We start from the raw sequence: 24738 nt of genomic DNA, 5'->3' as shown, positions 1-24738 counted from the left end.
GTCAACGTGCTGTTTCACCAGATAGCGGAATAATTGGTATCCTGATAAAGCTGGTAGGCAATTTTATCTGCGGTATTCGTGTTTTTCAGATAGCGAGCAGAACTGCCGCCGCTATTTTAGTCGTAATCAAGCGTGATAGTCATGGACGAGTCTGGCGTACAGGTCACCACAATCGATCCGGCTCCTTCACCGCCTGCGGCATGGCGATTATTCGGGATTTCCGTATGCATTCCGAAATCAATCGTTCCCAGATCGCCGGAATAGAAGCCCATCGTGGTACCGAAGGCACAACCGGCAATGATGGTGGCGAAAACGTTAATGGTGGCCGTTCTGGTCTTGCTGACGGCATCAACCATCAGAAATAACTTCGCTGACCTATCCACTCGCAGTTAAAAAATATGGCTACCAGAAAAGCGTGGCGACAACGGTGTTGGTATAGGTTCCTATCGCTGGACTGGCGTTGCTTTGATCTCCCGGCAGTATTCAACCATAAACCGTAATATCCTGTGCGGTACCATTGGCGTTAATCTGTACGCTGCCGCCAATGGTTATTTCATTGGTGCGCGCGCTGTCTGAATATAAGCGATAGGGAATTTTGGTGGTTCTGCCGTCGCTGGAAACGCTGCGTAGTGCGCCGCTGGAATATAATCCACCGTCAGATGCGGAGCCGGACTTAACCCTGCTCTGCATCTGACGGTGGCGCTGCCAGTGGATGCCGAACCGGCTATACTGGCGCCTACGTTATTTTCTTTCATGTTAGCTGTGACCTCATTTGAATAACATCGACATATTACGGTGTACTTTCATCTGTGCATATTCACAGAGATTTAAAAGTTTTAATGTTAAATCTATTTCCTTCTGATGTGTTTACCCTGAAATTTGGATGTCAGAATGATATGGTTTTTATATGCTGTATATTTTCTCCATTGTCTTCACTCTTGATGACGACTCTTCTCATTCGTTCACCGGGACACTTTTAAAATCAGAAGTTAATGAGATTATCCGATGAGTTAATAAAGTCGATGTGTCTATTTTTTCAATCGAAAAACGTTGTCTTTAAAATTCAGTATTAAGACTGACAGCCAGTCTGCAATCCTGAGAGGGGAAAGTGAAAAAAAATCCGTTTTTCGATGACAGGAAACATCATTTTTTTGTGTCATTTTTGTCGCTTACTTAAGTAAGCATGGTATCGCTATATTTATCGGTTTATCTCTGTGAACGAAGACGTTGCATTTGCTGAGTAACATACCACTCGCCTGGTATCGCTATAACATTCATATCATTGATTTATTCTATGAGGGGAAAGCGAAATCCTCGGGGTAGGATAACGTTATTGATGGGAAGTATTGATTTGTGGAAATAAAAAACAGTCTCTGTAAAACAGAGACTGTTTTCTGTGGAAGTGACAGCAACCTTATGGAGATTACCGCACTTCTTGTAAGTGCAATCTCAGCGGCAATTAAGCCTGAGGCTGAGTCACTACGTCTTTGATACCTTTTACTTCGATCTCTACGCGACGATCCGGTGCCAGGCAATCGATCAGTGCAGCGCGAGCTTTCACGTTAGTGCAGGTAGAACCGCTAACCGGGTTAGCTTTACCCATACCGCGAGCAGAGATCTTGTTAGCCGGGATACCTTTGTGAACCAGGTAATCAACAACGGTCTGTGCACGTTTGGTGGACAGAGTCTGGTTGTACTGGTCGGAACCCAGACGGTCGGTGAAGCCCAGAACCACTACGGAACCGTCTTTCGGATCCAGAGTGCTCAGCTGAGAGTACAGCTGGTCCAGAGAACGCTGACCTTCCGGTTTCAGAGTTGCTTTGTTGAAGTTGAACAGTACGTCAGACTTCAGAGTGAAGCGTTTGGTCTGAACAACCGGAGCCGGGGCCGGAGTCGGGGCCGGAGCTGGAGCAATAACCGGAGCCGGAGCAGCAGTTTCCTGACCGAAACGGTAAGAAACGCCCACGCTCAGCAGGCCATTGTCCGGACGACCGCCAACGGTGGACGCGTCGCCGATGTTGTTCACCCACTGGTAATCCAGACGGGTTGCCCAGTTTTTGGTGATAGCGTATTCAACACCCACAGCTGCCAGCGGAGAAACGCCGGTGTCGTGGTCGTTCAGGCCGGAATTGTCGTGGCTGTCTGCACGCCATACAAAACCACCCAGACGGGTGTAGATGTCCAGATCGTCAACGATCGGATAGCTCAGTTTAGCTGCCAGCTGAACGCCTTGAGCTTTGAAGCTGCCCTGGTTGCCGCCGTTATACTTCATACGGCCCAGCCAGTCGTAGCCCATTTCAAAACCCAGGTACGGGTTAGCCTGATAACCGCCGAATGCGCCAGCACCCAGTTGGCTCTGCGCAGCGTTAGTCACGTTGTAACCATTGCCGTTCAGGCCGGTATCGTGGTACTGGGACCAACCCAGTTTACCACCTGCGTACCAGGTGTTATCGTTCGGTGCGGCTTGTGCTACGGTAGCAAAGCCAGCCAGTGCCACTGCAATCGCGATAGCTGTTTTTTTCATTTTACGCCTCATTATCATCCAAATCGGCAATTAACTCTGAAAGCTAATCAGCCTTTGGTTAAAATCCTTTCTCGGAGATATTGCCCTTGGTCTAATTACTTGCTGCCAGTGAACTGACGTTATGAAAGGGCAACTCCAGCGAGCTAAAGTCTACAACGTGGTGAGAAAGTTACAAGTATGATGTGACAGACACCATGAAAAAATCAGTCGTTCATACATAATTACTAACAAATAATGGACGATTTTGTCAGATTAACCAGATGTCTCTTGATATTAACACTTCGCAATAACATCCCGGGCACTGTATTTCCGGGGGCTACGGGTAGCCTGCTACATCCCTGTAAGAAAAGTCCTAATATTCATTTAATGATACAATCTTGAGTGAATTTTTAGTGTGGAAAATGGTCTTGTGATTGTTTTTTCCTCTGGACGCATAATAAATCCATAGGTATTTCCATGCTGTGCCGCTCTTTGCAACCGCATTTTTTGTTCATCATCCAGCTCATTTGGCAGCCAGCACAATACGACGCTGTAATTACCCGTCAGTAATGCTTTCTCCATTGCGTCAACGGTAGATACCGGATTGATGCGATGCAGTTCAATCATTTTCTCCAGCGGCAATCCTGCCTGTTGCAGCCACAAGCGGCTGAGTTTCTGCTGTGGGGAAAGCCAGAGCAACCAGCGCGACTGCGATCCCAGTTGCTGTAATAAAGGAAGCAACAGCGGCGTCAGCATGGGATGATCATCACCATAGACGATTTCGCTGATGAACCCGCTGGAGGCGGTTTTCGGCATCGCGTTATGACCCAGGTGTGACGAGTGGCAGACATGGCGGGAACGGATGGTTTGAGTACGCATGATTTCTTTACCTCACAGCATTACTGTATGTGTGTACAGTATCTTTTGTGTGAGCAAAGATCAACCGGAATTTCTGAAAGCGCTTCGCATAATCGTTATGTCGCTGCCTGCATAACATTTTTTGTATTTGAAGACGCAGTTTTGCTGTGTTTAATTAATTGTTCCAGTTACGGATGTCTCTGGTAAACAGGAAAAAACGTTCAATACAAGGAAAAAGTAATGAAAGGACTATGCGAAAAAAGGATTTTGCAGGCGAAATCAGTGTTTGCTCCGCTGGGAAATATTCTCTCCCGATCTCAGTTCGGCGGTTATAGCATTGCGGCGGACGGCGTGATTTTTGCGCTTGTTTCCAGCGGAGAACTCTATTTGCGTGCGGCACAGCATAACGAGGACTTTTTCCTTGACCGGCAGACGCCCAAACTGATTTATACCAAACGCGGCCTGCCGGTACCGCTTAATTACTATCTGGTGGGTGAGGTGCTCTGGCGGGATGAGCCGGGGCTGCTGGAACTGGCATCGCAGTCTCTTCAGGGCGCCCGGCAGGATAAAGCCGCCAAAAAACGCTGCATCAGGCTGAAAGACCTGCCGAATATCAATCACGATCTGGAACGGCTGCTCTGGAAGGTGGGGATTAGAAACATCGATGAATTGCACCGACTCGGAGCGAAAACCAGCTATCTTAAGCTGCGTTCCGTCAGCCAGAACCTGAGTGTTAATGTGTTGCTGGCGCTGGCCGGCGCCATCTGTGGCGTCCATCAGGCCGCGCTGCCGCAAGGCATGCGCAGCGAACTGATTGAATGGTTCGAGAGCACGAGCCCACGTGCTTTCAGGCCTCCCCGGCTCAATTAGTGCATCGAGGTCTGTTGTCGATTCTCTTCGGCAATCATCTGGTTTTTTAGCTGCGTCAGTTCCGGCAGCAGGCCAATGATTAGATTAACCTGTTGTAATACCAGCTGTTCTTTACTGTCCTGCTCTGGTGACTGGGCATGGATGCGGTTTTTCAGCGCCTCCAGTTCTCTGTCCAGCGCGGCCTGGTCGCCATTGTCCTGGTGCAGGGCGTCGTCGACGTAACAGACGGCATCATTCAGCAATTGCAGGGTTTCGGCCGATCGGATGTGCTCGCGGTGCGCGCCCAGAGTGGAGATATACCCCAACAGGGTGTGATTGAGGCACATCAATCTGAAGGCGTTTTCCAGCGTGTTCGGTCGGGCATGCGGTTCGGCGGACATATTGGACACCACCGAAGCCAGCTCCGCGTCGCTGTTGTGGGCGTCGCGACGGGCAATACGATAAGGAAGCCCGTTGTCTTTGCCCTGATGATACTGAACCATGATGGCGTCGAGATAACGGCAATTATTGTTCATGGCCTTGTCGATCACCGCAGGCAAACCGCGAAATTTCCAGTCCGGCCAGATAAAGCTGACCGCCGCCCAGGCAATGCCGCAGCCCAGCAACGTATCGACCACTCTGGGAATGGCGACCTCCAGTCCTTCGCCCAGCAGATTAAAACACATCAACACCAGCAGGGTGATAAACAGCGTGGCCTGCGCATATTGCACGGTACGGAAGGCGAAAAACAGTACGCCGCTGATGACAATCAGCGCCAGTTGCCCTTCCAGCGACGGAACGATATACAGCAGCGGTACGCCGATGAGCACACCGCCCAGCGTGCCGACAATACGCAGCGCCAGGCGCCGTCGAGTGGCGTTGTAGTTCGGCTGACAGACAAACAGACTGGTCAGCAGAATCCAGTAGCCGTGGTGCAAACCGGCCAGTTGAATAATGGCGTACCCGATGCATAGCACCAGCGACATGCGTACCGCGTGACGGAACAGCGACGACTGCGGCGTAAGATGGCGGTTGAGACGCAGCCTGATATCGCTCCAGCCGGCGATTTTATCATCCGATAACCGGTTTTCTGCCGGGAGATGGTGATTATGGCGTTCGAGCGTCTGTTCGGACTGAATATTGATTAACTGGGCGTCAATCGCGCGCAGATTATTGAGCAGATGGCGTAATGCCTTGATGGATAAGGTTTCCGCGCCCTGAAAAGCCAGCCTGTCGATAGCGGCGTCCAGATGGGAGAAGGCGCGCTCGATACGGTAGTCATGCAGGTATTTTTGCTGCAGCAAAATGGACTGCGAAACTTGCTGGCAGGCGCGGGACAACATGAACAGCAAGCGCTGGAACCGAAAAGGCACGTCGCTGTAGCGTAGCGTGTGGCGCAGTTGTTCATACTGGATATGCGCCGAGCTGGCTCGTTCGTGGATATCCTGCGCGACAAAATAATAGTGCAGCGTGCGTCGGGTGCCGCGCTGGCCACGATCGCCGCGCAGCCGCGTCAGCAGCGACGCCTTGGCCTGATTGAGCGTATCGACCAACTGACCGTTGGCCATCGCTACGTCGATCAACGGCTGATCGTTGTCGTCGATATCGGGGTCGAACAGGTTGGATTTGGTTTCCAGATAGTGAGCCAGTTGCTGGTAGCAGCGGGCCAGATTGTCCTGCAGTGGCCGGATAGGGAACAGCAGGTGGCCGAGCAGCGTCAGCAGGTTATACCACAACGCGCCCAGCAACAGCAGGAACGGTTGTTGATACCAGTCGCTATAAAGCGAAATGCCCAGCATGGTATAGATGGCGATCAGCAGTGCACCGAAAGCGATGGTAGCGTAGCGTTGCCCCAGCGAGCCCAGCAGAATAAAGCTCCAGGTCGAGATCGCCAGGCCGACGATAAATAACCAGGGGTACGGGTAGAGCAGTTCGATCGACACCGAGGCGACCAGAAAGCAGGAGAGCGTAATCAGCAGATTAAACAGACGGCCGGACAAGCGGTCATCGAGGTCGGTCAGGGCGGCGGCCACCACGCCCAGCGTCAGGGGAATAGTGCTGGTGGGCACACCCAGCCACCAGGGCAGGATCGCCACGCCGCTGAGTGCGATCAGGATCCGCAGGTTATACAGCCAACTGCTGTTGTAGATGACTCGACGCAGGTTGGTCGAAACGCTCAGTTGCACGATGATGGTCCGTTGCGGTTACTGATAACGCCGGCGGGCGTTGGCTTCTCTGGCGGCTTGCGCCTCTTCCACCGACACCACGCGACGCCCCACCGGCCAGAGGGCGATGGCGGCAATCTTGAAATTGGCGATCCCAACCGGAATGCCGATGATCGTCAGGCACTGGGCGATGCCGCTGACGATGTGCGACAGGCACAGCCACCAGCCGAAAACGATCAGCCAGAAGACATTCAGCAGGGTGCCGCCGGCATTGAGCAGCGAACTTTTTTGCTCCGGCCGCAGCTCATCGACATGGATGGCCTCGTTGCCGTATGGCAGCAGAGAAAGTTTGGTAATTTCCCAGCATGAGCGGGTCAGCGGCAGGGTAAATACCAGCACAATGCTGACGACGGTGGCCAGCAGCCAGGCGAGCGTCGTGAAAAAACCGCCCAGCACGAAATTCAGGATATTGAGTACGGCTCGCATGATATGACTACCCTCGGTCAAACCCTATGATGGGAAACGAATTATCACATTATTAGCCGGGTTATTCTAACGTGTTTTTCTGGCTAGAGCGCGAAGTCGGATAGCGGTTACACTACAACTTTGAACATTTCTTCTGAAAATGGCGCAGGGCTCATGGAACTGAAATCGACCGCGTTGGGTAAGCATCTGGCGCAGCATCCCTACAACCGTGTGCAATTGCTGAATGCCGGCGTCAATGTCAGCGGTGATCGGCATGAATATCTCATTCCGTTTAATCAGTTACTGGCGATTCGCTGCAAGAAAGGGTTGATCTGGGGCGAGCTGGAATTCGAGTTGCCGGAAAACAAGGTGGTGCGCCTGCACGGTACGGAGTGGCAGGAGACCCAGCAGTTTTTTCGTCATCTGTTCAAGTCCTGGCAGAGCTGGAGCCAGGAGATGAGCGATGTCTGCAAAGACGTATTGCAACAGTTGGTGGACGCAATTGCGGAGCAGGAAACGGCGGATGGCTGGTTCAGCCGTCAGACGCTGACGCGCGTGCAGCAGGATATCCGGGCGGGGTTTGCCGCGCTGCCGTTGCCGCTGGCGCGTCTGGACGAATTTGAACATTGCCGGGACAACTATCAGCGTTGTCTGCGCTGGTTGGAGCAGGGGGACGCATTGCGCCAGCAAGCTAACCAGCGCTGGACGGAAACGATTCTGGCGGAGCAGAAAACGTTTTTCGATACGGTGGAAAGTTCGCCGCTGAATCCCAGCCAGTGTCAGGCGGTGGTGAATGGCGAAAACGCCGTGCTGGTGCTGGCCGGCGCCGGCAGCGGCAAAACGTCGGTACTGGTGGCGCGTGCCGCCTGGTTACTGCATCGGGCCGAGGCGTCGGCGCCGCAGATCCTGCTGCTGGCGTTTGGGCGGCAGGCCGCGGATGAAATGAACAGTCGTATCCGTGAGCGGCTGCATAGCGACGAGGTCCAGGCCAAGACCTTCCATGCGCTGGCGCTGCACATCATTCAGCAGTGCAGCCGTAAGGCGCCGGTGATCAGCCAACTGGAAACCGACGGTGCGCACCGGCGCGCATTTCTGATCCAGCACTGGCAGCAGCAGTGTGACGAAAAGAAAACTCAGGCGAAAGGGTGGCGGCAGTGGCTGACCGAAGAACTGGAGTGGACTCTGCCTGAGGGGAATTTTTGGCAGGATGCGGCTATTGCGTCGCGGCTGGCCGGCCGGCTGGAGCGGTGGCTGGGGCTGATGCGGATGCAAGGCGGTACCCAGAGCGAAATGCTGGCGCTGGCCGATGACGAAACGCGCCCGCTGTTTCAGCAACGGTTGCGGCTAATGGCGCCATTGCTGAAAGCCTGGAAAAAAGCGTTGAAAGACGAAGGGGCGGTGGACTTTTCCGGCCTGATCCATCAGGCGGTCAACTGCCTGGACAAAGGCCGTTTTGTCAGTCCGTGGCGGCATATTCTGGTGGACGAGTTTCAGGATATTTCTCCCCAGCGCGCCCGTCTGCTGGATGCGCTGCGACGGCAAGCTCCCGATAGCAGCCTGTTTGCGGTTGGCGATGACTGGCAGGCGATCTATCGCTTCAGCGGCGCGGAACTGACGCTCACCACCGCATTTGAACAGCACTTTGGCGAAGGCGCGCAGTGCGTGCTGGATACCACTTACCGCTTTAATCACCGTATCGGGGATATTGCCAGCCGCTTCATTCAACAAAACCCGGCCCAACTGAAAAAAGCACTCAATAGCCTGCGGGACGGCAATAAAAAATCGGTGGTGTTGCTGGCGCAGGAACAGCTCGATGCTTTGCTGGACAAGATGAGCGGGTATGTGACAGCGGAAGCGCGCATTCTGGTGCTGGCGCGTTATCACCATTTGCGGCCTGATATGCTGGAAAAGGCGCAGACCCGCTGGCCGCATTTGCATCTTGATTTCATGACTATTCATGCCAGCAAGGGGCAGCAGGCGGACTATGTGATTGTGCTGGGGCTGCATGAAGGGCGTGACGGTTTCCCCGCGCCGCCGCGTGAATCGGTGCTGGAAGCGGTACTGTTGCCGCGGCCGGAGCCTTTCCCGGATGCGGAAGAGCGCCGATTGTTATATGTGGCGTTGACCCGGGCGAAACATCAGGTGTGGCTGCTGTACGATCGTGATGAGCCCTCGGTGTTTGTGGACGATTTGCATCAGTTGGGCGTACCGATGCAGCGTAAACCGGGCTAACGGCAACGTCGTCTGTTTACCTTCGGAAGGGAAAACTGGCCGGGCAGCCGGCCAGTTCTGGCGTAAAAACGGCGGTTACTTCAAACGGCCCTGAAGATAGCGCTGGTAATCCGGAATCGTGACGGAAACCGGCTGGCGGAACAGGGTGGAGTTAATCAGGAAGTCTGCTGTGGAGCGGTTGGTGGCGACCGGAATATTCCACACCGTTGCCAGGCGCAACAGCGCTTTGACATCGGGGTCATGCGGCACGGCGTTCAGCGGATCCCAGAAAAAAATCAGCATGTCGATTTTCTCCTCGGAGATCAGGGCGCCCACCTGCTGATCACCGCCCATCGGCCCACTTAACATGCTTCTGACCGGCAGGCCGGTATGCAGTTGAATCAGGTTGCCTGTGGTGCCGGTCGCATACAAATGGTGTTCCGCCAGTTGGGTTTTGTTGGCGCTAACCCACTCCAGCAGGGATTCTTTACAGTGATCATGCGCAACCAGAGCAATGTGCTTATGCACCTCGATTGTGCGGGTGGTGTACTCCATGGCGACATCCTTCGAACAGTATAGTTTTTACAGATTACGGAAACACGGTTTCAGTGGAAAGCGGCAGACTGAAAAAATGCGAGCATCTTTCCAAAAACAGCGTTTTTTGCCTGTAAAATCAGCATGCTTAGTGGGCTTCTCTTTCCTTCGCCCATTCCAGAAATCGCTGGCGCGTTCCTTTGTCGGCTTGCTGAAACCAGTACTGCATGATGCCGAGCGGATCCAGCGGATTGGCTGGCGTGTTGGTAGTGGCGGAAGTCTTCGCGGGGGATTGCAGCGCGAAGGTGATGACAGCTGCCGGTTGGCTCGAACGGTTGTAGTCAGCCATGCGTTTTTCGATTTCACCGGACAATTCCACTTCGCCGGCGCGCAACACATCGGTGCGGATCGGGATGGGCAGATTTTTGCTGTCCACCAGTTGATAATCGGGTGACTGGCTGAAATCCCGCTGCGCATTCGGGCTTTCCAGGTCCGGAAGGCGGATGGAAACTTCGTTGAGGTTGTGTGCGTCGAATACGGCAATCAGACCGGGCGAGCGATAGGTTTGTTTTGTCCCGGCGGATGATCCAACCGTTCGCAGCGCCTGAAAAACGATTTGATGATACCCCTTTTCCAGTTCGAGGCTGTCTGCGCCGTTGAGCAGCGAACCGGAGACCTTTTTCCCATCGACCATCATCAGCTCAATATCGGGCCTGAGTTTCAGCGTCGTCGCCATCGCCAGAGAACTGAGCGTGAGCAACCACAGCGTGGCGGCGATAGCGGGAATTGTTTTCATACATGCCTCATTACGGATCTGATCGCCGTATTGTTCAGTAATGGACAGAATGTGTCAAAATTTAAAAAATGAAATATTTGGTTATTAATGCGTAATAAGGTAGCACGACGCGCTTGTGGTGAGCCTGCCGATGGATTTTACCGGCACGACATATCGGCGCTGGTATTCTGCGTTACACTGATAACAGGCAGCGCCTGACGCCTTCGGGTTTTCCGGCATCATGTCTGAGAGCGGGCGTTCATCGGGTCAACGGTCACGGAGTCAACCATGCAAGACAGCGATATTAAAGCGGTACTGAACCAGGTGAAAACCATTGCGCTGGTCGGGGCTAGCGAGAACCCTTCGCGCCCCAGTTACGGAGTGATGGCTTATCTGCTTGGGCAGGGATACCGGGTGATTCCGGTCAGCCCGCGTCTGGCGGGGCAAACCCTGTTGGGGCAAGCCTCCTATGCGTCACTGAGCGATATTCCGGAACCGATTGATATGGTCGATGTCTTTCGCCAGCCGGACGCCGCGTTTGAAGTCGCACAGGACGCGGTAGCTATCGGTGCGCGGGTGCTGTGGCTGCAAATCGGCGTCATCAATGAAGCCGCGGCGGTACTGGCGCATGATGCGGGACTGACGGTAGTGATGGATCGTTGTCCGAAAATTGAAATTCCCCGATTGGGGCTGGAAAAATAAGCGGCCTGCCTCGTTTCCCGGTGGGGAGCATTTCCCGGTGGAGGCAATACTGGTGGTAAACGCGCGGCTGGCGGCAAACGAGCGCCGCAATCATTACATGTCAGTGCAGCAGGCGCGGGGCGCGGCGTCGGATCGTGGCGGCCAGTTCATCCAGCGATGGGTGCTCAGAAGGATTGGGGTCTTCATTGACCAGTTGCTCTTCCGCCAGATAGGTATGAATCGGGCGGCCCTGCTCATCTTCCATCACCACGTGATACCAGGGCGCCGTTCGCAGGGTATCATTGACCGCAAGCTCCTCCCATTTCGGTTGCTCAAGGGAGTATTCAGGATCAATGTCGATGACGACGCCGGGGTACCCCAGTAGTTTATGACGAATCTGCTGTCCGATGGTGAATTTACAGTTAATCATATGACCTCCCGAGAAACGTATTACGTACCCTAAATGGGGGGATGGCGCGTGGTTTTCAAGTCATCAGGTGCGGTGGCGATCTTCATCAGGACGGCTTAGCCAGTCGGTCTGTTTATTGTACTAATAATAGGCTGAACGATGGCGAAAATGCGTTAACTCTGACGTATTTTTACACTGCATTCAGTGGCGTTTGAGGGGGAATAGATGTCGACGGTATCCGTGATTGCCTGGGTTTACGGAATGGTGCAAGGGGTGGGATTTCGTTATCACACCCAGTTGCAGGCTCGCCAGTTGGGGGTACGCGGCTACGTCAGAAACTGCGATGACGGCAGCGTGGAGGTGGTCGCCAGCGGCGAGACGCATGCCGTAGAGCAACTGGTGGCCTGGCTAAAGCAAGGAGGGCCGCGCCATGCCCGGGTGGACAAGGTGCTGATGGAGCCGCACCCCGCCACCGATGAGCGCGATTTTACTATTCGCTATTGAACCCGCGCCTGAATATTCAGATGCATTTCACCGGTTTCGGCAGCCCGGCAATTTTGGTCGCCTGTTTGGCTGGGCCCTTGGGAAACAGGCGGTAGAGATAGCGGCTGTTGCCTTTCTCCTCGCCGTATTTCTGGGCCATCGCTTTAACCAGCATACGGATGGCGGGCGAGGTATTGAATTCGATGTAGAATGCCCTGACAAAGCGCACGACTTCCCAGTGCGCATCAGTGAGCGTGATGCCTTCCTGTTCCGCCAGCATGGGGGCCATGCCTTCCTGCCAGTCGCTGCTGTCTTTCAAATATCCCTGGGCATCGGTATCGATGACCCGGTCTTCAAACACTAACATATTGCCTCGGTATGACGTGAAAACACGCCTAGTCTAGCAAACTTTGCCGCGCACACAGAAGATGGCGCAAGGTGCTGTTTGAAACGTACCCTGCGGTCTTCATGCTCGCAAAAAAACGACAAGGCGCCCGAAGGCGCCTTGTCTGGAGGAGTCCGATGTCAGCGTCCGATTACTCTCGTGACATCCCCAACAGGCTCAGCAGGCTGACAAACAGGTTGTAGATGGAAACATACAGGCTGACTGTCGCACGAATGTAGTTGGTTTCGCCGCCGTGGACGATGTTGCTGGTTTCCCACAGAATCGCACCGGCGGAGAACAGGATAAACATCGCGCTGATAGCCAGATGCAGCCCCGGCAGATTCAGGAACAGGTTGGCAATCGTCGCCACCAGCAGCACCACGAAGCCAGCCATCAGCATGCCGGACAGGAAAGACATGTCCTTGCGGGTGGTCAGCACGTAGGCGGAGCAGCAGAAGAACACCAGTGCCGTGCCGCCCAGCGCCAGCATGATGATGTCGCTGGCGCCGGCAGCGATAAGCGTGCTCAGCAATGGGCCGAGGGTATAGCCCATAAAGCCGGTCAGTGCGAACGCGGCCAGAATACCCGCCGGGCGGTCCGCCAGACGATATGTCAGGAACATCAGGCCGTAAAAGCCGACCAGCGTCAGGATCAGACCCGGCGATGGCAGGTTCAGTACGGTGCTAAGGGTGGCGGTGACGGCGGAAAAACCCAGCGTCAGCGACAGCAGGAAATAGGTATTACGAAGTACCTTGTGGGTACTGAGTAGCGATTGCTCGCGAGTGGTGGAGGCAATAATGCGGTCCATAATAACGACTCTCTCTAGTTAAGGGGGCCATTGTTGTCTTTAAAGAGAGTAAGTAGTTGCATTATGTTATTAAAGCCGTTTTACCCTTCTTTACGCTGTTGACGATAAAAGTACACTGTTGATAATCAACGCTTGAGCCTGATGGCGATTTTGTACGCTTTCAATCGGTTGCTGCCTGTTTTTCAGGCGATTGAGCGATGTGTCGCTTTACAATATCCGGCACACTGTTTATAGTTCGCGTCGTTGCGGAGGAGTGGCCGAGTGGTTGAAGGCACCGGTCTTGAAAACCGGCGACGCGAAAGCGTTCTAGAGTTCGAATCTCTACTCCTCCGCCAAAATTCTTAACGGGCCAGCATTATGCTGGCCCGTTTTCGTTTGCGCCGATGTTCCAGTCTTCGAGCCCGCTTCCAAATTTCCGCTCATGTCGTTATAGCCTGCCCGGTGACGCTGTATGATAGTGCCTTGCGCTATGGGTTCTGGAGAAAAACATGCAGGTGTTAATCGTTGTTGATATGCAGAACGGGGTGTTCGCCACGCCGCGTTATCAGCAGGATATCGTGGTTGAGCGTATCAATCGGTTGATTGACGCGGCGGATCAGACCGTTTTCATTCAGCATGCGGACGCAGATATGCCGCCCGGCAGCGAAGCATGGCAGTTGTTGCCCTCGCTGCATCGTCCCGCGAACGCGATATCCGTCACCAAAACCGCCTGTGATGCGTTTTATCGCACTGAGTTGGCAGACACGTTGAACCGTCTTGATGTTCGGCATTTCACCGTATGTGGTTGCGCTACCGACTATTGCGTCGATGCCACCATCAAAAATGCCGCCAGCCGCGGCTACGCCCAGACGGTAGCGGGCGATGCCCATACCACGGCGGACCGTCGGGCGGTTAGTGCGGCACAATTGATTGCCCAGCATAATGATGTCTGGCGCGATTTCATCATTCCCGGCAATACGCTGCGGGTGGAAGACACCGAGGTTATCCTGCGCGCGTGGCAGGCCCCGGCCTGATGCGTGCGCTGCTTAAGGTGAACTGAGCAGATCGTTTTCAAGCCAACGCAGAATCACCTCGACGATATAGCGCTGTTCATCATCGTTCAGTGGGCGGTGCTGTTCGATGTGATGCCATTTCTCCAGACAGCCCCGGCAGCAGGTTGCGGTGGCGTGCTGAGCGATAAACACCGGATGGCCACGCATCGGGGTTTGTTTGCCGTCGTTGGCGGGCTCCGCCGGCGCCAGCCGTTGAGCGATAAAATCGGCGGCGTGAGACGCAATCAGCGTCTTGCCTTTGCTGAAGCAATAGTCGCGCTCTTTGGCGCCCAGATGAAAACGCTGGCGGAAGCGGGAGCGTGACAGCCGGGAAAACAGCTCATCAAGTGTTGTCATGCCCGAAATCTGTGGGTAATGGTCTGAGTGGGCCAAGACTACTCCCGACGCCGGGTGAGGGCAAGGTCCACAGGATAACCGTTTGTATTGTATTGGTAATATTACGGCGCAAATCCGGCGCCGCTTCACAAATACCTCAAAAACGACGTCGTGCGACCGCAAACGGGGCTACGCTTTCAATACAGCGGTGGCTAACTCAAGGGGGCATGATGTACAAGACCATTTTAGTACCCGTGGATATTGACGAAGAAGCGTTGACCCAAAAGGCGTTGTCACATGCCGTGGCTCTGGCCAGGCAGTCCGGCGCTACCGTCCACCTGTTTCATGCACTGCCTGACGCTTCGGCGTTCATGTCGGCGTACTCGTTTGGCATCAAGGAGTTTGAGAATGAGGCGGTGATCAAAGCGGATGAGAAGCTGCATACCTTGATGAAAACCATCGATTTGCCGGCGGACAAGCTGTCTCACAGTATCAGTTTCGGTATTCCGCGCGATGAAGTGTTGGAACTGGCTCAGGAAATTGAAGCCGATCTGATTGTGATTGGTTCGCGTCGCCCGAATGTGAAGACCTATCTGCTGGGGTCGAACGCTGCGGCGATCGTCCGCCATGCCCAGACATCGGTGTTGGTGGTGAGGTAAACCGGCCGGCGAGGCCCGGTGCCACGCTGGCATTAGCGGCCTCGTCTTTCAGCGTAACTGGCTGTCTTTGCTGCCGCGTCGGTTATAACCGCTGTTGACGGCCTGTTTCTTATCCAGCTTTTCCTGACACTGCACGCAGAAGCGAACACCCGGTAGCGCCAGACGGCGTGCCTGCGGGATGGCTTCGCCGCATTCCTCGCAATACTCTGCGCTGTCGCCCTGATGCAGCAGGCTGCGGGCGCGGGCGATTGCATCATCCACCGTCGCGTCGATTTGCTCCTGCACTGCACCGTCATTAGACCAGCCACTGGCCATGACGCACCTCTATTGTCAGTATGGGACCCTATTATTTTTGTGAAACCTATGTCTGTGTGAAACCTATTGCCAGCATAAAACATATGCAGCATGGAAACGCATTCTGAGTATGGCATGAAATGACGGGTGGAACGCGCGGGGGCCTAAAAAAGCATAACGTCATCCGACTACGGCACAGGGGGCAATAGCTTTCGGCATTTGTCACGACATCAACAGCATCAACAAGATGCTATTCGCGTTGGGGAGTCACGGTCGTCGAAGCGACAGCAGGTGCAACAGACTGTTCGACACGTGGTTGCTGTGTGTTCTGGTGATGGAGAAAAGCGCCGATGGCGGAATAGGCAAAACGACCAAGCAGAATAATAAAACTAATCATTAGTACAGTACGGGCTATGCGCGTACCGGATCGTCGTCGCTGACGCAGGGCTATGCGCCGTTTGTGGATAATGGTGGACATGGATGCTCTATTTCCTGTTATCGCGGACATTCGCTGTATTTTATTTAGGCACAAGCCTGCGGGATGGTCAATGTGAGTGGGGCAAAAAGCGTGGAGTGGGGTAGCCAGACGTGCTGTTGATGATGATTCTGTGAATGGTGTCACGGAAAAAAGCAAATGCACCGTAATAACAGGCCGGACAGCAAACCCGGAGGCGCTGCCGGCCTGGAAAACAATCAGACCAGTTCTTCTTCGATGTGCAATTTCCAGCCGCTAACGTCTTCCCAGTATTGCTGTTCTCGTTCCAGATCAAGCTGTACCAGCATGTTCTGGTTGAAGAACCCGTGCGGGAAGATCAGCGTCCACGCCGTTTCGCTGGCGATAAGACGTAGCGTTTTCGGCGTGGTGGTCGCCTGACGCTGGTTGTTCAGCAGGGTGGCGAGGCGCAACAGTTGCACCATCGGCAGGTACTGCTTCTTTTTGAACAGGTTGAAACGCGGCAACTCTTCCAGCTTGACGGCCTTGCGATGCAACCGCACCGTCAGGGCCAGCAACTGCTGCTGCTCCTGATTGAAGCCCGGCAGGTTGGTGTTTTGCAGAATATAGGCCGAATGGCGATGCATACCGCTATGGTTGATGCCCAGCCCTACCTCATGCAGCATGGCCGACCATTTCAGCAACGCTTCCAGTTGCGGATGCACCAGCGACGGGTTCTGCTGCGCCCATTGGGCATAAAGCTGTTCAGCGGTTTCCCGCACGCGTTTAGCCTGCTCCCGGTCGATATTGTAGTGGCTGGCCAGACTTTGCGCGGTACGGATACGGATATCCTGATGGCGGAAGCGGCCTTCCATTTCGTACAACACCCCCTCGCGCAAAGCGCCGTCCGACAGGCGGAGCTCCTTGATCGCGAGCGCGTCAAACACGCCGCACAGGATGGCGAAGCCCGGCACCAGCACGCTCTGACGATCTTCGGTCAGACCGGGCAGGCTAACCGCACGGAAGTTTTTGAATTGCAGGATGCGCTCGCGCAGCATTTCCAGCCGTTCCGGGGTGATCAGCCCGTCCTTTTCCCCCATCGCCACCAGAATTTCACACGTGGCTTTGATGGTGCCGGAAGCGCCCAATGCATAGTCCCAGCCGTAAATACGGTATTCCCACGCCAGGGTTTCCAGCTTCTGGGCCGCCGCCAGCCGGGCGCGCCGGAAGTTGGCCTCGCTGATTTCGCCGTTGGGGAAAAACTGCTGGGCGAAGCTGACGCAACCCATGCGGCGGCTTTCCACCAGCATGGGTTCAAAGTCCTCGCCGATCACCAGTTCGGTAGAGCCGCCGCCGATGTCGATCACCAGCTTGCGGCCTTTTTCCGGCTGGGTGTGTTCCACCCCCATGAAGATCAGACGGGCTTCTTCATGGCCGGAGATGATCTCGATCGGGTAGGGGATAATCTTAGCGGCGCGGCGCAGAAAATCCTGCGCGTTGACCGCCTGCCGCAGGGCATGAGTACCAACAATCGACACGTTAGTAGCGGGAAAACCCTGCAGTCGCTCGGCAAACAGCGCCAGACAGCTCAGCCCGCGCTGGATGGACTCCTCGCTCAGCCGGTTCTGGCTGTCCAGCCCGTCGGCCAGATGCACGCGTTGTTTCAGGCGACTGAGTACCTGCAGTGCGCCATTGACGACGCGGGCGACCACCATGTGGAAACTGTTGGACCCCAGGTCGATAGCCGCGAATTCCTGGGGTTGTTCGGTATTGTGATTCGTTAAAGGCATTGGGTCAGGCCTGTTCTCCGGGTTGCTCAAGCGCCTTGATATAGTCATAGATGGCATTCTGGGCGCGTATCTTGCGCCGGTTGCCGCGGGTGACGTAGCGATTGCTCTGTTCCTTGTCTACCACACGGGTTTTTACCGTATCGCTGAACAAAATATCCAGAATGTCCAGCACCCGGCCCTTAAGCCTGTGATCAAGCACTTCCACCGCGACTTCGATACGGTAATCAATATTGCGTGTCATCCAGTCGGCGGACGACAGGAAGACCTTGTGGTCGCCGCCATTGTGGAACACATAGACGCGATCGTGCTCCAGATAGCGGTCCAGAATACTGATGACACGAATATTATCGCTGATCCCGGGGAGTTCTGGAATCAGCGAACACATGCCGCGAACCAGCAGGTTGATTTTTACCCCGGCGCTGGAAGCGGCGTACAGACGGTCTACCAGTCCTTTATCCACCAGATTATTGATTTTTAGGGTGATTTTCGCTTCCTGACCCGATTGTGCGTTAGCGATTTCCTGATCGATCATCTGATAGAGACGAGCGCGGGAATTTTGCGGCGACACCAGCAGATGGTCGAAGCTGACCGGCCGGTACGGGTTTTCAATGAAGTTGAACACCCGGCGCACTTCGTTGGTGATGCGTTCGTCGGCGGTGAGCAGCGAGTAATCGGTGTACAGGCGCGCGGTTTTCTCATTGAAGTTGCCGGTGCCGATGTGGGCATAGCGCACGATGTTGTCCCCTTCCTTGCGGGAAATCAGGAACAGTTTGGCGTGAATCTTCAACCCCGGCACCGAGAAGATAACGTGAACGCCCGCTTCCGTCAGCCGTTTGGCCCAGTGAATGTTGGCTTCTTCGTCAAAGCGCGCCTGCAGTTCCACCACCACCGTGACCTTTTTGCCGTTGTGGGCGGCGTGGATCATCGAGTTGATGATGCGGGAATCTTTCGCCACGCGGTAGATATTGATCCTGATCGATAACACGCTCGGGTCGAAAGAGGCCTGACGCAGCAGTTCCAGCACATGCTCGAAAGTATGGTACGGATAGTAAAGCAGCACGTCGCGGTGACGGATGGCGTCAAACCCGTTGCGGAACTGGCTGAACCAGCTATGGCGCAAACGCGGCAGCGGCTTGTTGACCAGATTGGCGCGGCCGATATTCGGGAAACCGATGAAGTCTTTGAAATTGTGATAGCGGCCGCCGGGGATCACCGAGTCGTAGGAGGAGATATCCAGCTTGTTCAGCAGGCACTCCACCATCGCGTCCGGCATATCGCGCTGATAGACGAAGCGCACCGGCTTGGCGGTCAGACGCTGCTTCAGGCTGGAGGACATCAGTTCCAGCAGACTCGATTCCATTTCGGTGACCAGATCGTATTCGGCGTCGCGGGTCATTTTCATCGAGTAGGCATTGAGCGCGTCGAAATCGAAAAAGCCGCGGAAAATATCGTCCAGACAATAGCGCAGAATATTGTCGATTAGAATCATGGTCTTGCGGCGGTGCGGCGCTTCCGGCGGAAGGTCGACGAAACGCGGCACTTTGTCGGACGGGATTTCCAGCAGCGCGTAATCGGTCTTCTCGCCCCGGATGATTTCCACCGCCAGATAGGTGTAATCGTCTTTCAGAAATTCCACCAGATTGGTTTCCGGCAGAATCAGAATCGGCGTGATATGCGGGCGCAGATTTTGCCGGAAGTACTCGCGCAACCAGATTTGCTGGTTGGGGGAAACCTGACGCTCGTTCACCAGAAAGATCTGGTTGCGGGCCATTTCCAGCAGCAGTTCGTTGTACAGATTGTCGAACAGTTGGTCGGTTTTCAGTACCCGGGTCTGAATTTTGCCGAGCAAATGGCGCAGTTCGCCGGCGGAGCCTTGTTCTTCGTTGATCAGGATGCGGCGCTTCAGGTCGGCAAAGCGAACTTTGTAGAACTCGTCCAGATTGTTGGAATAGATGCCGAGAAACCGCATCCGTTCGATTAACGGATTGGTTTTGTCCGCCGCTTCCTGCAACACACGCTCATTAAAGGATAACCAACTCAACTCTTTTTCTATGTAGAGTTTGTCCTGACTCATTGTCGCTCCGTTACACTATTTTGACTTAAGTGTAGCTAATATCCACGTTCATTATGGCGCGCAAATGACGATAAAAGCGAATGCGCGTATCGACTTACCATTGTCATATTACAGGCGTAAAGGCAACATATGTTACCCCGTCAGTGACGGGGAATTTAACTTCCTCTTCATTTACGCAAGGGGACGGACAGATTCACGACACGGCAGGAACAACGGCGACGCATGGCAGACACAGGCAATTTACCTTACCGGGACAGGCAGCGGGCGTTTATCGACCGGCTGACGCGACGGATTGTGGTGGGGAGCGGGTGGCTGGTGTTGCTGGCGCTGCTGCTGATCTTTTTCTATCTGTTGTATGTGGTGATCCCGCTGTTTTCCTCCGCGTCGATTCGGCCGCTGGCGCCGGTGGCGGTCGATACCCGCGAGCCGGCGCTGGCGCTCGGCATCAACGACAACGGGCGCTGGGCTTTCCGGGTGGATACGGCCGGTTACGGCGAATTCATCGCGCTTGAACGCGGTCAGTCCGTAGCGCGCGTGCCATTAGCGCCGTCGGTAGCGCTGGCGGCGATGAGCGTCGGTGAGCGCCCGCTACTGGTCATGGGGCAGGCTGACGGCGCGCTGAGCGTGGTGCGTCCGGAAATGCCGCTGTCCGGCGCTGGCGCGCCGCAGTGGCGATATCCGCTGGGTGAGCGCCCGCTTCTGCTGGCCGGCTCGCTGCCGCCGCTGCGGCAATTGGCGGTCGCCGAGTCAGGCGATGTGCTGCGGGTGGCGATGATTGGCGGCGATAACCTGTTGCAGCTCTATTCGCTGACGGCCGCCGGCGCACAGTCCGTCGGGCAGGCCACGCTGACCGAACCGGCAGAACAACTGCTGCTGACGCCGGACGGGCAACAGCTCTATACCCTGAACGGCAATCGTCTGACGGTATGGCAACACGGTGAGCAAGCGCTTACCGCTCGCGAAACGGTGACGTTGCCGGGAACGGCGCCTTTGTCGTTATCACTGCTGGCGGGCGGCCATTCGTTGCTGGTGAAGTCCGCCGATGGGCGGGTCAGCCAGTGGTTCGATACCCCGGCGGCGCAAGGGCCGCGTCTGAGTGAGATTCGTACTTTCCCCACGGTAGGACGGCAGTTGCAACTGGTGATCGAACCGCGTCGCCGCGTTTTCGCCACCCTCGACCCACAGGGGCATTTCTCGCTGTTCGCCAGCAAACAATCCGGCGAGCTGATGAGCGCCTTGCTGGCGCCGCAGGCCAGACTGGCGGCGTTTTCTCCCCGCGGGCGGGCGCTGCTGGTGGAAACGGACGCGGGCTGGCAACCCTATCAGTTGGATAACGCCTACCCGGATATCGGCTGGCGCGGGCTATGGCAGAAACTCTGGTATGAAAACTATCCCGAACCTGATTATGTCTGGCAGCCGACTGCCGCCGACGACAGTTATCAGGCCAAATTCAGTCTGGTCCCGTTGTTGACCGGCACCTTCAAAGCCGCCCTCTACGCCATGCTGTTCGCCGCGCCGCTGGCGCTGGCCGCCGCGATTTACACCGCCTGCTTCATGGCGCCGGCGCTACGGCGCTGGGTTAAACCCGCGATGGAAATCATGGGCGCGTTGCCGACGGTGGTGATCGGGTTGATTGCCGCGCTCTGGCTGGCGCCGCACATGGCCGCCTATCTGGCCGCCATTCTGCTGCTGCCGCCGCTGTGGGTGCTGGCCGTGCTGGGATGCGGTTGGTTGCTGGAGCAATTGCCCGGGCGCTGGCGACGCGGCGTGTCGACGGGCTGGGATGCATTACTGCTGATACCGGCGATGTTGTTGATGTTGGCGCTGGCCTGCTGGCTGGGGCTGTGGCTGGAAATGCGCCTGCTGGGGCAGCCGCTCTGGCAGTGGATGGGCGATCATTTCAGCCAGCGTAATACGCTGGTGGCCGGGGTGGCGTTGGGGTTTGCGCTGATCCCGCTGATTTTTTCGCTGGCGGAGGATGCGCTGTTCAGCGTGCCGGCGCGGCTGAGTCAGGGGTCGCTGGCGCTGGGGGCGACGGCGTGGCAAACGCTGTGGCGGGTGGTGTTGCCGTCGGCCAGTTCCGGTATTTTCGCCGCGCTGATGCTTAGCTTCGGCCGTGCGGTGGGCGAAACCATGATTGTGCTGATGGCGACCGGCAACACGCCGGTTATGAACAACAGCCTGTTTCAGGGGTTACGATCGCTGGCGGCCAATATCGCCATCGAGATGCCGGAAGCGGCGATGTCCAGCGCGCATTATCGGGTGCTGTTTTTGGCCGCGCTGGTGCTGTTTGTGTTTACCTTTGTGGTCAATTCGCTGGCGGAGGTGATTCGCCAGCGTCTGCGTCGCCGCTATCGCGATGAAGGAGAATTGTCATGAAGCGCTGGTTCGGCACCGGAACGCCCTGGGTATGGCTGACGGCATCCGCCATTACCTTCAGCCTGATTGCCATGATCGCGGTATTTGTGCTGCTGATCGGGCAGAGCGCGCGCTATCTGTGGCCGCAGCCGGTGTGGTTGTTTAGCCTGCAGGATTCGCAGGGCAGTGCGCAGCAACTGATCGGCGAACGCTACGACGCGCAGCGTCTGACCCGGCAACAACTGACGGATGCCGGCGTCGAGAATGCGCCCGCCGAAGGCGCTACCCGCTATCTGCTCAAGACCGGGTGGCGGGAGTTTTACGGCCAGAGCTTTCAGACGGTGCTGTCCACGTCGGTGACGGATGCCCGCCAGCCCGCCGACGTGCTGGCGGTGCGCCGCACCACCAACGGTATGGCCTATGGCTATCTTGACGGCATGACCGAGGACGGACAGCCGCTGGTGTCCGACAATCTGTCGTCGACGCTGCAACAACGCATTTTGCAGGTGCGGCAATTGATGGCGCGCGCCCAGACCCTGCGCCTGGGGGAGATGAACCGGGTTAATCAGCAGTTCGACGCGCTGCGGCTACAGGAAGAGAAACTGCGCCGGGAAAACCGCTTGGGCGATCAGGCGCAGGCGCGCCTCAAAGCGGAACGCACCGAGCTGGAGCGTCATTTCAACGCGCTTAACCAGCAACTGATAGCGTTCAATGCCGACATCAACCGTAGCGCCGTTCTGCTGCGGGATGCGCAAGGACAGCGGCATACCATTCCGGTCAGGATGATCGACCGGGCCTGGTACCCGAATGCGATGACAATCCCTGAAAAAGCGCAGCAGACGCTGCAGGTGCTGGGCACTATGCTGACCCGGTTCGAGCCGGACGACAGCAGCCCCGGCCAGCTGTTTCCGGCAATTTTCGGCACCGTGCTGCTGGTTATTTTGATGTCGGTTATCGTGATGCCGCTGGGGGTGGTGGCGGCGGTCTATCTGCACGAGTACGCCGACAACAACAGCCTGACGCGCTGGGTGCGGATTGCCGTGGCGAATCTGGCCGGGGTGCCGTCGATCGTTTACGGCGTGTTCGGGCTGGGATTTTTTGTTTATCTGGTAGGCGGTACGCTGGATAGCCTGTTTTACGCCGAGTCGCTGCCCAACCCGACGTTCGGCACGCCGGGGCTGCTGTGGGCGTCGCTCACGCTGGCGCTGCTGACGCTGCCGGTGGTGATTGTGTCCACCGAAGAGGGGTTGTCGCGTATTCCGGTGTCGGTGCGTCATGGCTCGCTGGCGCTGGGGGCGACCCGGGCGGAAACCCTGTGGCGCGTGGTGTTGCCGATGGCGGTGCCGGCGATGATGACCGGGCTGATTCTGGCGGTGGCGCGAGCGGCGGGGGAAACCGCGCCGCTGATGTTGGTGGGCGTGGTGAAGTCGGTGCCGGCGCTGCCGGTGGATGATATCTTTCCCTACCTGCATCTGGAGCGAAAATTCATGCACCTGGGATTCCAGATTTATGATCTGGCGTTTCAGAGCCCGGATGTGGAAGCCGCCCGTCCGCTGGTGTACACCACCGCGCTGTTGCTGGTGCTGATTGTGGTGGCGTTGAATCTGGCAGCGATCGGCATTCGCCATGTGCTGCGTGAAAAATACCGAGCGATGTCACTCTGAGTGGCGGGAGAACCGTGGTGGGAGAACCGTAGTGGGAGAAATAGTGATGGGCATGCCTAAACAGCTGGAACGACTCCCCGTGATGGACGTCCACCGGTTGACGGATGATCAAACGGCTTTGTCGGTAGACGGGCTGAATCTGTATTACGGCGACAAGCAGGCGCTGAGCGATATCTCCCTGCGTATTCCGAAACACCGCGTGACCGCGTTGATTGGGCCGTCCGGGTGCGGTAAATCCACCTTGTTGCGTTGCTTTAACCGCATGAACGACCTGATGGATACGTGCCGCATTGAAGGCGATATCCGCCTGCAGGGCATGCCCATCAACGATCCGGCGGTGGATGTGTCGACGCTGCGCCGCCGGGTCGGCATGGTATTCCAGCGCCCCAATCCATTCCCCAAATCCATCTATGAAAACGTGATTTACGGCCTGCGCCTGCAGGGCGTGAAAGAGCGGCGTACGCTGGATGAAGCGGTGGAAAATGCGCTGCGGGCCGCGGCCTTGTGGCATGAGGTGAAAGACCGGCTTGGCGACAATGCGCTGACGCTCTCCAGCGGCCAGCAGCAGCGGCTGGTGATCGCCCGCGCCATCGCCATCGAACCGGAGGTGCTGTTGCTGGATGAACCCACCTCGGCGCTCGATCCGATCTCGACGCTGGTGATCGAAGAGCTGATCGGCGCGCTGAAACGCCGCTTCACGCTGGTGCTGGTGACGCACAACATGCAGCAGGCGGCGCGGGTGTCCGATTATACGGCGTTTATTCATCATGGCCGGCTGATTGAATATAACGAAACCGACGCGCTGTTTACCGCTCCGGCCGAACGCCGTACCGAAGACTATATTACCGGTCGTTTCGGTTAAGCTGCGCCTCACGATAACGGCATGTTTTCGTGAGGCGGTTTGCTCACTACGTTATGCTGCGATACGTTCATTTGTTCATAACCTTATCTTTCAATTAAATAAAAATAACGA

23 protein-coding genes, 1 tRNA gene and 1 pseudogene are annotated in these 24738 nt (G+C 56.0%); 10 read left to right on the top strand and 15 right to left on the bottom strand.

Translation table 11 applies throughout. The annotated features are described in order from the left end of the window. Window positions 1-14: 14 nt before the first annotated feature. The 4 genes and pseudogenes from CPA59_RS16195 to sulA all read right to left on the bottom strand — a co-directional run bounded on the left by CPA59_RS16195 (window position 15) and on the right by sulA (window position 3382). Window positions 15-356, bottom strand: a pseudogene (locus tag CPA59_RS16195) (spore coat U domain-containing protein). A 127-nt stretch (window positions 357-483) separates the two neighbouring features. Beyond that, a complete protein-coding gene (locus CPA59_RS23335) occupies window positions 484-690 on the bottom strand; it encodes a spore coat protein U domain-containing protein (protein ID WP_049842592.1) in 207 nt (68 codons plus the stop codon). A gap of 769 nt (window positions 691-1459) precedes the next feature. Next, on the bottom strand, window positions 1460-2524 hold the full coding sequence (ompA, locus tag CPA59_RS16185; RefSeq protein ID WP_038919798.1) for a porin OmpA: 1065 nt from the start codon (window positions 2522-2524) through the stop codon (window positions 1460-1462). Window positions 2525-2887: 363 nt separating this feature from the next. Continuing rightward, complete coding sequence (sulA, locus tag CPA59_RS16180; RefSeq protein WP_038919797.1) at window positions 2888-3382, bottom strand: SOS-induced cell division inhibitor SulA; 495 nt, start codon at window positions 3380-3382, stop codon at window positions 2888-2890. A gap of 219 nt (window positions 3383-3601) precedes the next feature. Between sulA and CPA59_RS16175 the strand changes: the two genes are divergently transcribed. Continuing rightward, on the top strand, window positions 3602-4231 hold the full coding sequence (locus CPA59_RS16175) for a TfoX/Sxy family DNA transformation protein (RefSeq protein WP_038919796.1): 630 nt from the start codon (window positions 3602-3604) through the stop codon (window positions 4229-4231). On the opposite strand, the gene yccS is transcribed toward CPA59_RS16175, so the two are convergent. Together yccS and CPA59_RS16165 are read right to left on the bottom strand one after the other, a co-directional pair. Continuing rightward, window positions 4228-6396 carry a YccS family putative transporter gene (yccS, locus tag CPA59_RS16170; protein ID WP_107760051.1) on the bottom strand — a complete coding sequence of 723 codons (2169 nt, stop codon included), beginning with the start codon at window positions 6394-6396 and terminating at the stop codon, window positions 4228-4230. The genes CPA59_RS16175 and yccS overlap by 4 nt on opposite strands. Before the next feature lie 18 nt (window positions 6397-6414). Beyond that, window positions 6415-6861, bottom strand: a complete 447-nt coding sequence (locus CPA59_RS16165) for a YccF domain-containing protein (RefSeq protein ID WP_038919793.1) — start codon at window positions 6859-6861, stop codon at window positions 6415-6417. Between the two features lie 153 nt (window positions 6862-7014). Here CPA59_RS16165 and helD point away from each other — a divergent pair, with 153 nt between their 5' ends. Continuing rightward, window positions 7015-9072 (top strand): DNA helicase IV, encoded by a 2058-nt coding sequence (gene helD / locus CPA59_RS16160; RefSeq protein WP_107760049.1) that lies wholly within the window; start codon window positions 7015-7017, stop codon window positions 9070-9072. 75 nt (window positions 9073-9147) lie between these two features. Here helD and CPA59_RS16155 read toward each other — a convergent pair whose 3' ends face one another. Both CPA59_RS16155 and CPA59_RS16150 read right to left on the bottom strand, forming a co-directional pair. Further along, window positions 9148-9606 carry a methylglyoxal synthase gene (locus tag CPA59_RS16155; protein WP_038901741.1) on the bottom strand — a complete coding sequence of 153 codons (459 nt, stop codon included), beginning with the start codon at window positions 9604-9606 and terminating at the stop codon, window positions 9148-9150. 127 nt (window positions 9607-9733) lie between these two features. Further along, window positions 9734-10381 carry a DUF2057 family protein gene (locus CPA59_RS16150; protein ID WP_038919791.1) on the bottom strand — a complete coding sequence of 216 codons (648 nt, stop codon included), beginning with the start codon at window positions 10379-10381 and terminating at the stop codon, window positions 9734-9736. A gap of 267 nt (window positions 10382-10648) precedes the next feature. Here CPA59_RS16150 and CPA59_RS16145 point away from each other — a divergent pair, with 267 nt between their 5' ends. Beyond that, the gene (locus tag CPA59_RS16145; RefSeq protein WP_107760047.1) at window positions 10649-11062 is read left to right on the top strand and encodes a CoA-binding protein; all 414 of its coding nucleotides are present in this window, start codon (window positions 10649-10651) and stop codon (window positions 11060-11062) included. Between the two features lie 100 nt (window positions 11063-11162). Here CPA59_RS16145 and hspQ read toward each other — a convergent pair whose 3' ends face one another. Further along, entirely contained in the window at window positions 11163-11471 is a 309-nt protein-coding gene (hspQ, locus tag CPA59_RS16140) for a heat shock protein HspQ (RefSeq protein WP_013318896.1), read from the bottom strand. 204 nt (window positions 11472-11675) lie between these two features. Between hspQ and yccX the strand changes: the two genes are divergently transcribed. Further along, window positions 11676-11954 carry an acylphosphatase gene (gene yccX, locus CPA59_RS16135; protein ID WP_038919789.1) on the top strand — a complete coding sequence of 93 codons (279 nt, stop codon included), beginning with the start codon at window positions 11676-11678 and terminating at the stop codon, window positions 11952-11954. A 16-nt stretch (window positions 11955-11970) separates the two neighbouring features. On the opposite strand, the gene tusE is transcribed toward yccX, so the two are convergent. Together tusE and yccA are read right to left on the bottom strand one after the other, a co-directional pair. Next, window positions 11971-12300: a sulfurtransferase TusE gene (tusE, locus tag CPA59_RS16130; protein ID WP_024106754.1), complete on the bottom strand. Its 330-nt coding sequence runs from the start codon at window positions 12298-12300 to the stop codon at window positions 11971-11973. A gap of 169 nt (window positions 12301-12469) precedes the next feature. Then, window positions 12470-13126, bottom strand: coding sequence for an FtsH protease modulator YccA (gene yccA, locus CPA59_RS16125; protein ID WP_038667004.1), 657 nt, complete (start codon window positions 13124-13126; stop codon window positions 12470-12472). A 247-nt stretch (window positions 13127-13373) separates the two neighbouring features. Here yccA and CPA59_RS16120 point away from each other — a divergent pair. Beyond that, window positions 13374-13461, top strand: a tRNA-Ser gene (locus tag CPA59_RS16120). A 153-nt stretch (window positions 13462-13614) separates the two neighbouring features. Further along, window positions 13615-14139 carry an isochorismatase family protein gene (locus CPA59_RS16115; protein WP_038919787.1) on the top strand — a complete coding sequence of 175 codons (525 nt, stop codon included), beginning with the start codon at window positions 13615-13617 and terminating at the stop codon, window positions 14137-14139. Window positions 14140-14151: 12 nt separating this feature from the next. On the opposite strand, the gene CPA59_RS16110 is transcribed toward CPA59_RS16115, so the two are convergent. Then, window positions 14152-14514: a DUF4186 domain-containing protein gene (locus tag CPA59_RS16110; protein WP_038919786.1), complete on the bottom strand. Its 363-nt coding sequence runs from the start codon at window positions 14512-14514 to the stop codon at window positions 14152-14154. A gap of 209 nt (window positions 14515-14723) precedes the next feature. Between CPA59_RS16110 and CPA59_RS16105 the strand changes: the two genes are divergently transcribed. Beyond that, complete coding sequence (locus CPA59_RS16105) at window positions 14724-15152, top strand: universal stress protein (protein WP_038919785.1); 429 nt, start codon at window positions 14724-14726, stop codon at window positions 15150-15152. A 48-nt stretch (window positions 15153-15200) separates the two neighbouring features. On the opposite strand, the gene CPA59_RS16100 is transcribed toward CPA59_RS16105, so the two are convergent. The 3 genes from CPA59_RS16100 to ppk1 all read right to left on the bottom strand — a co-directional run bounded on the left by CPA59_RS16100 (window position 15201) and on the right by ppk1 (window position 19743). Next, the gene (locus CPA59_RS16100; RefSeq protein ID WP_013318889.1) at window positions 15201-15467 is read right to left on the bottom strand and encodes a DksA/TraR family C4-type zinc finger protein; all 267 of its coding nucleotides are present in this window, start codon (window positions 15465-15467) and stop codon (window positions 15201-15203) included. A 672-nt stretch (window positions 15468-16139) separates the two neighbouring features. After that, a complete protein-coding gene (gene ppx / locus CPA59_RS16090; protein ID WP_038919784.1) occupies window positions 16140-17669 on the bottom strand; it encodes an exopolyphosphatase in 1530 nt (509 codons plus the stop codon). 4 nt (window positions 17670-17673) lie between these two features. Continuing rightward, the gene (gene ppk1, locus CPA59_RS16085; RefSeq protein WP_038919783.1) at window positions 17674-19743 is read right to left on the bottom strand and encodes a polyphosphate kinase 1; all 2070 of its coding nucleotides are present in this window, start codon (window positions 19741-19743) and stop codon (window positions 17674-17676) included. A 222-nt stretch (window positions 19744-19965) separates the two neighbouring features. Between ppk1 and CPA59_RS16080 the strand changes: the two genes are divergently transcribed. Genes CPA59_RS16080 through pstB form a run of 3 tightly spaced genes read left to right on the top strand, consistent with a single transcriptional unit; the run spans window position 19966 to window position 24627 of the window. Then, a complete protein-coding gene (locus tag CPA59_RS16080) occupies window positions 19966-22122 on the top strand; it encodes an ABC transporter permease subunit (RefSeq protein ID WP_107760045.1) in 2157 nt (718 codons plus the stop codon). Then, window positions 22119-23765: a phosphate ABC transporter permease PstA gene (pstA, locus tag CPA59_RS16075; protein ID WP_107760043.1), complete on the top strand. Its 1647-nt coding sequence runs from the start codon at window positions 22119-22121 to the stop codon at window positions 23763-23765. Before CPA59_RS16080 ends, pstA begins: the two co-directional genes overlap by 4 nt. Window positions 23766-23811: 46 nt before the next feature. Further along, on the top strand, window positions 23812-24627 hold the full coding sequence (gene pstB / locus CPA59_RS16070; protein ID WP_038919780.1) for a phosphate ABC transporter ATP-binding protein PstB: 816 nt from the start codon (window positions 23812-23814) through the stop codon (window positions 24625-24627). Window positions 24628-24738 lie beyond the last annotated feature (111 nt).

This window comes from Dickeya sp. Secpp 1600, assembly GCF_003049805.1.
Taxonomy (GTDB): Bacteria; Pseudomonadota; Gammaproteobacteria; order Enterobacterales; family Enterobacteriaceae; genus Dickeya; species Dickeya fangzhongdai.
The sequence above is the reverse complement of the archived record's forward strand: the minus strand, read 5'-3'. Positions and strand labels throughout refer to the sequence as shown.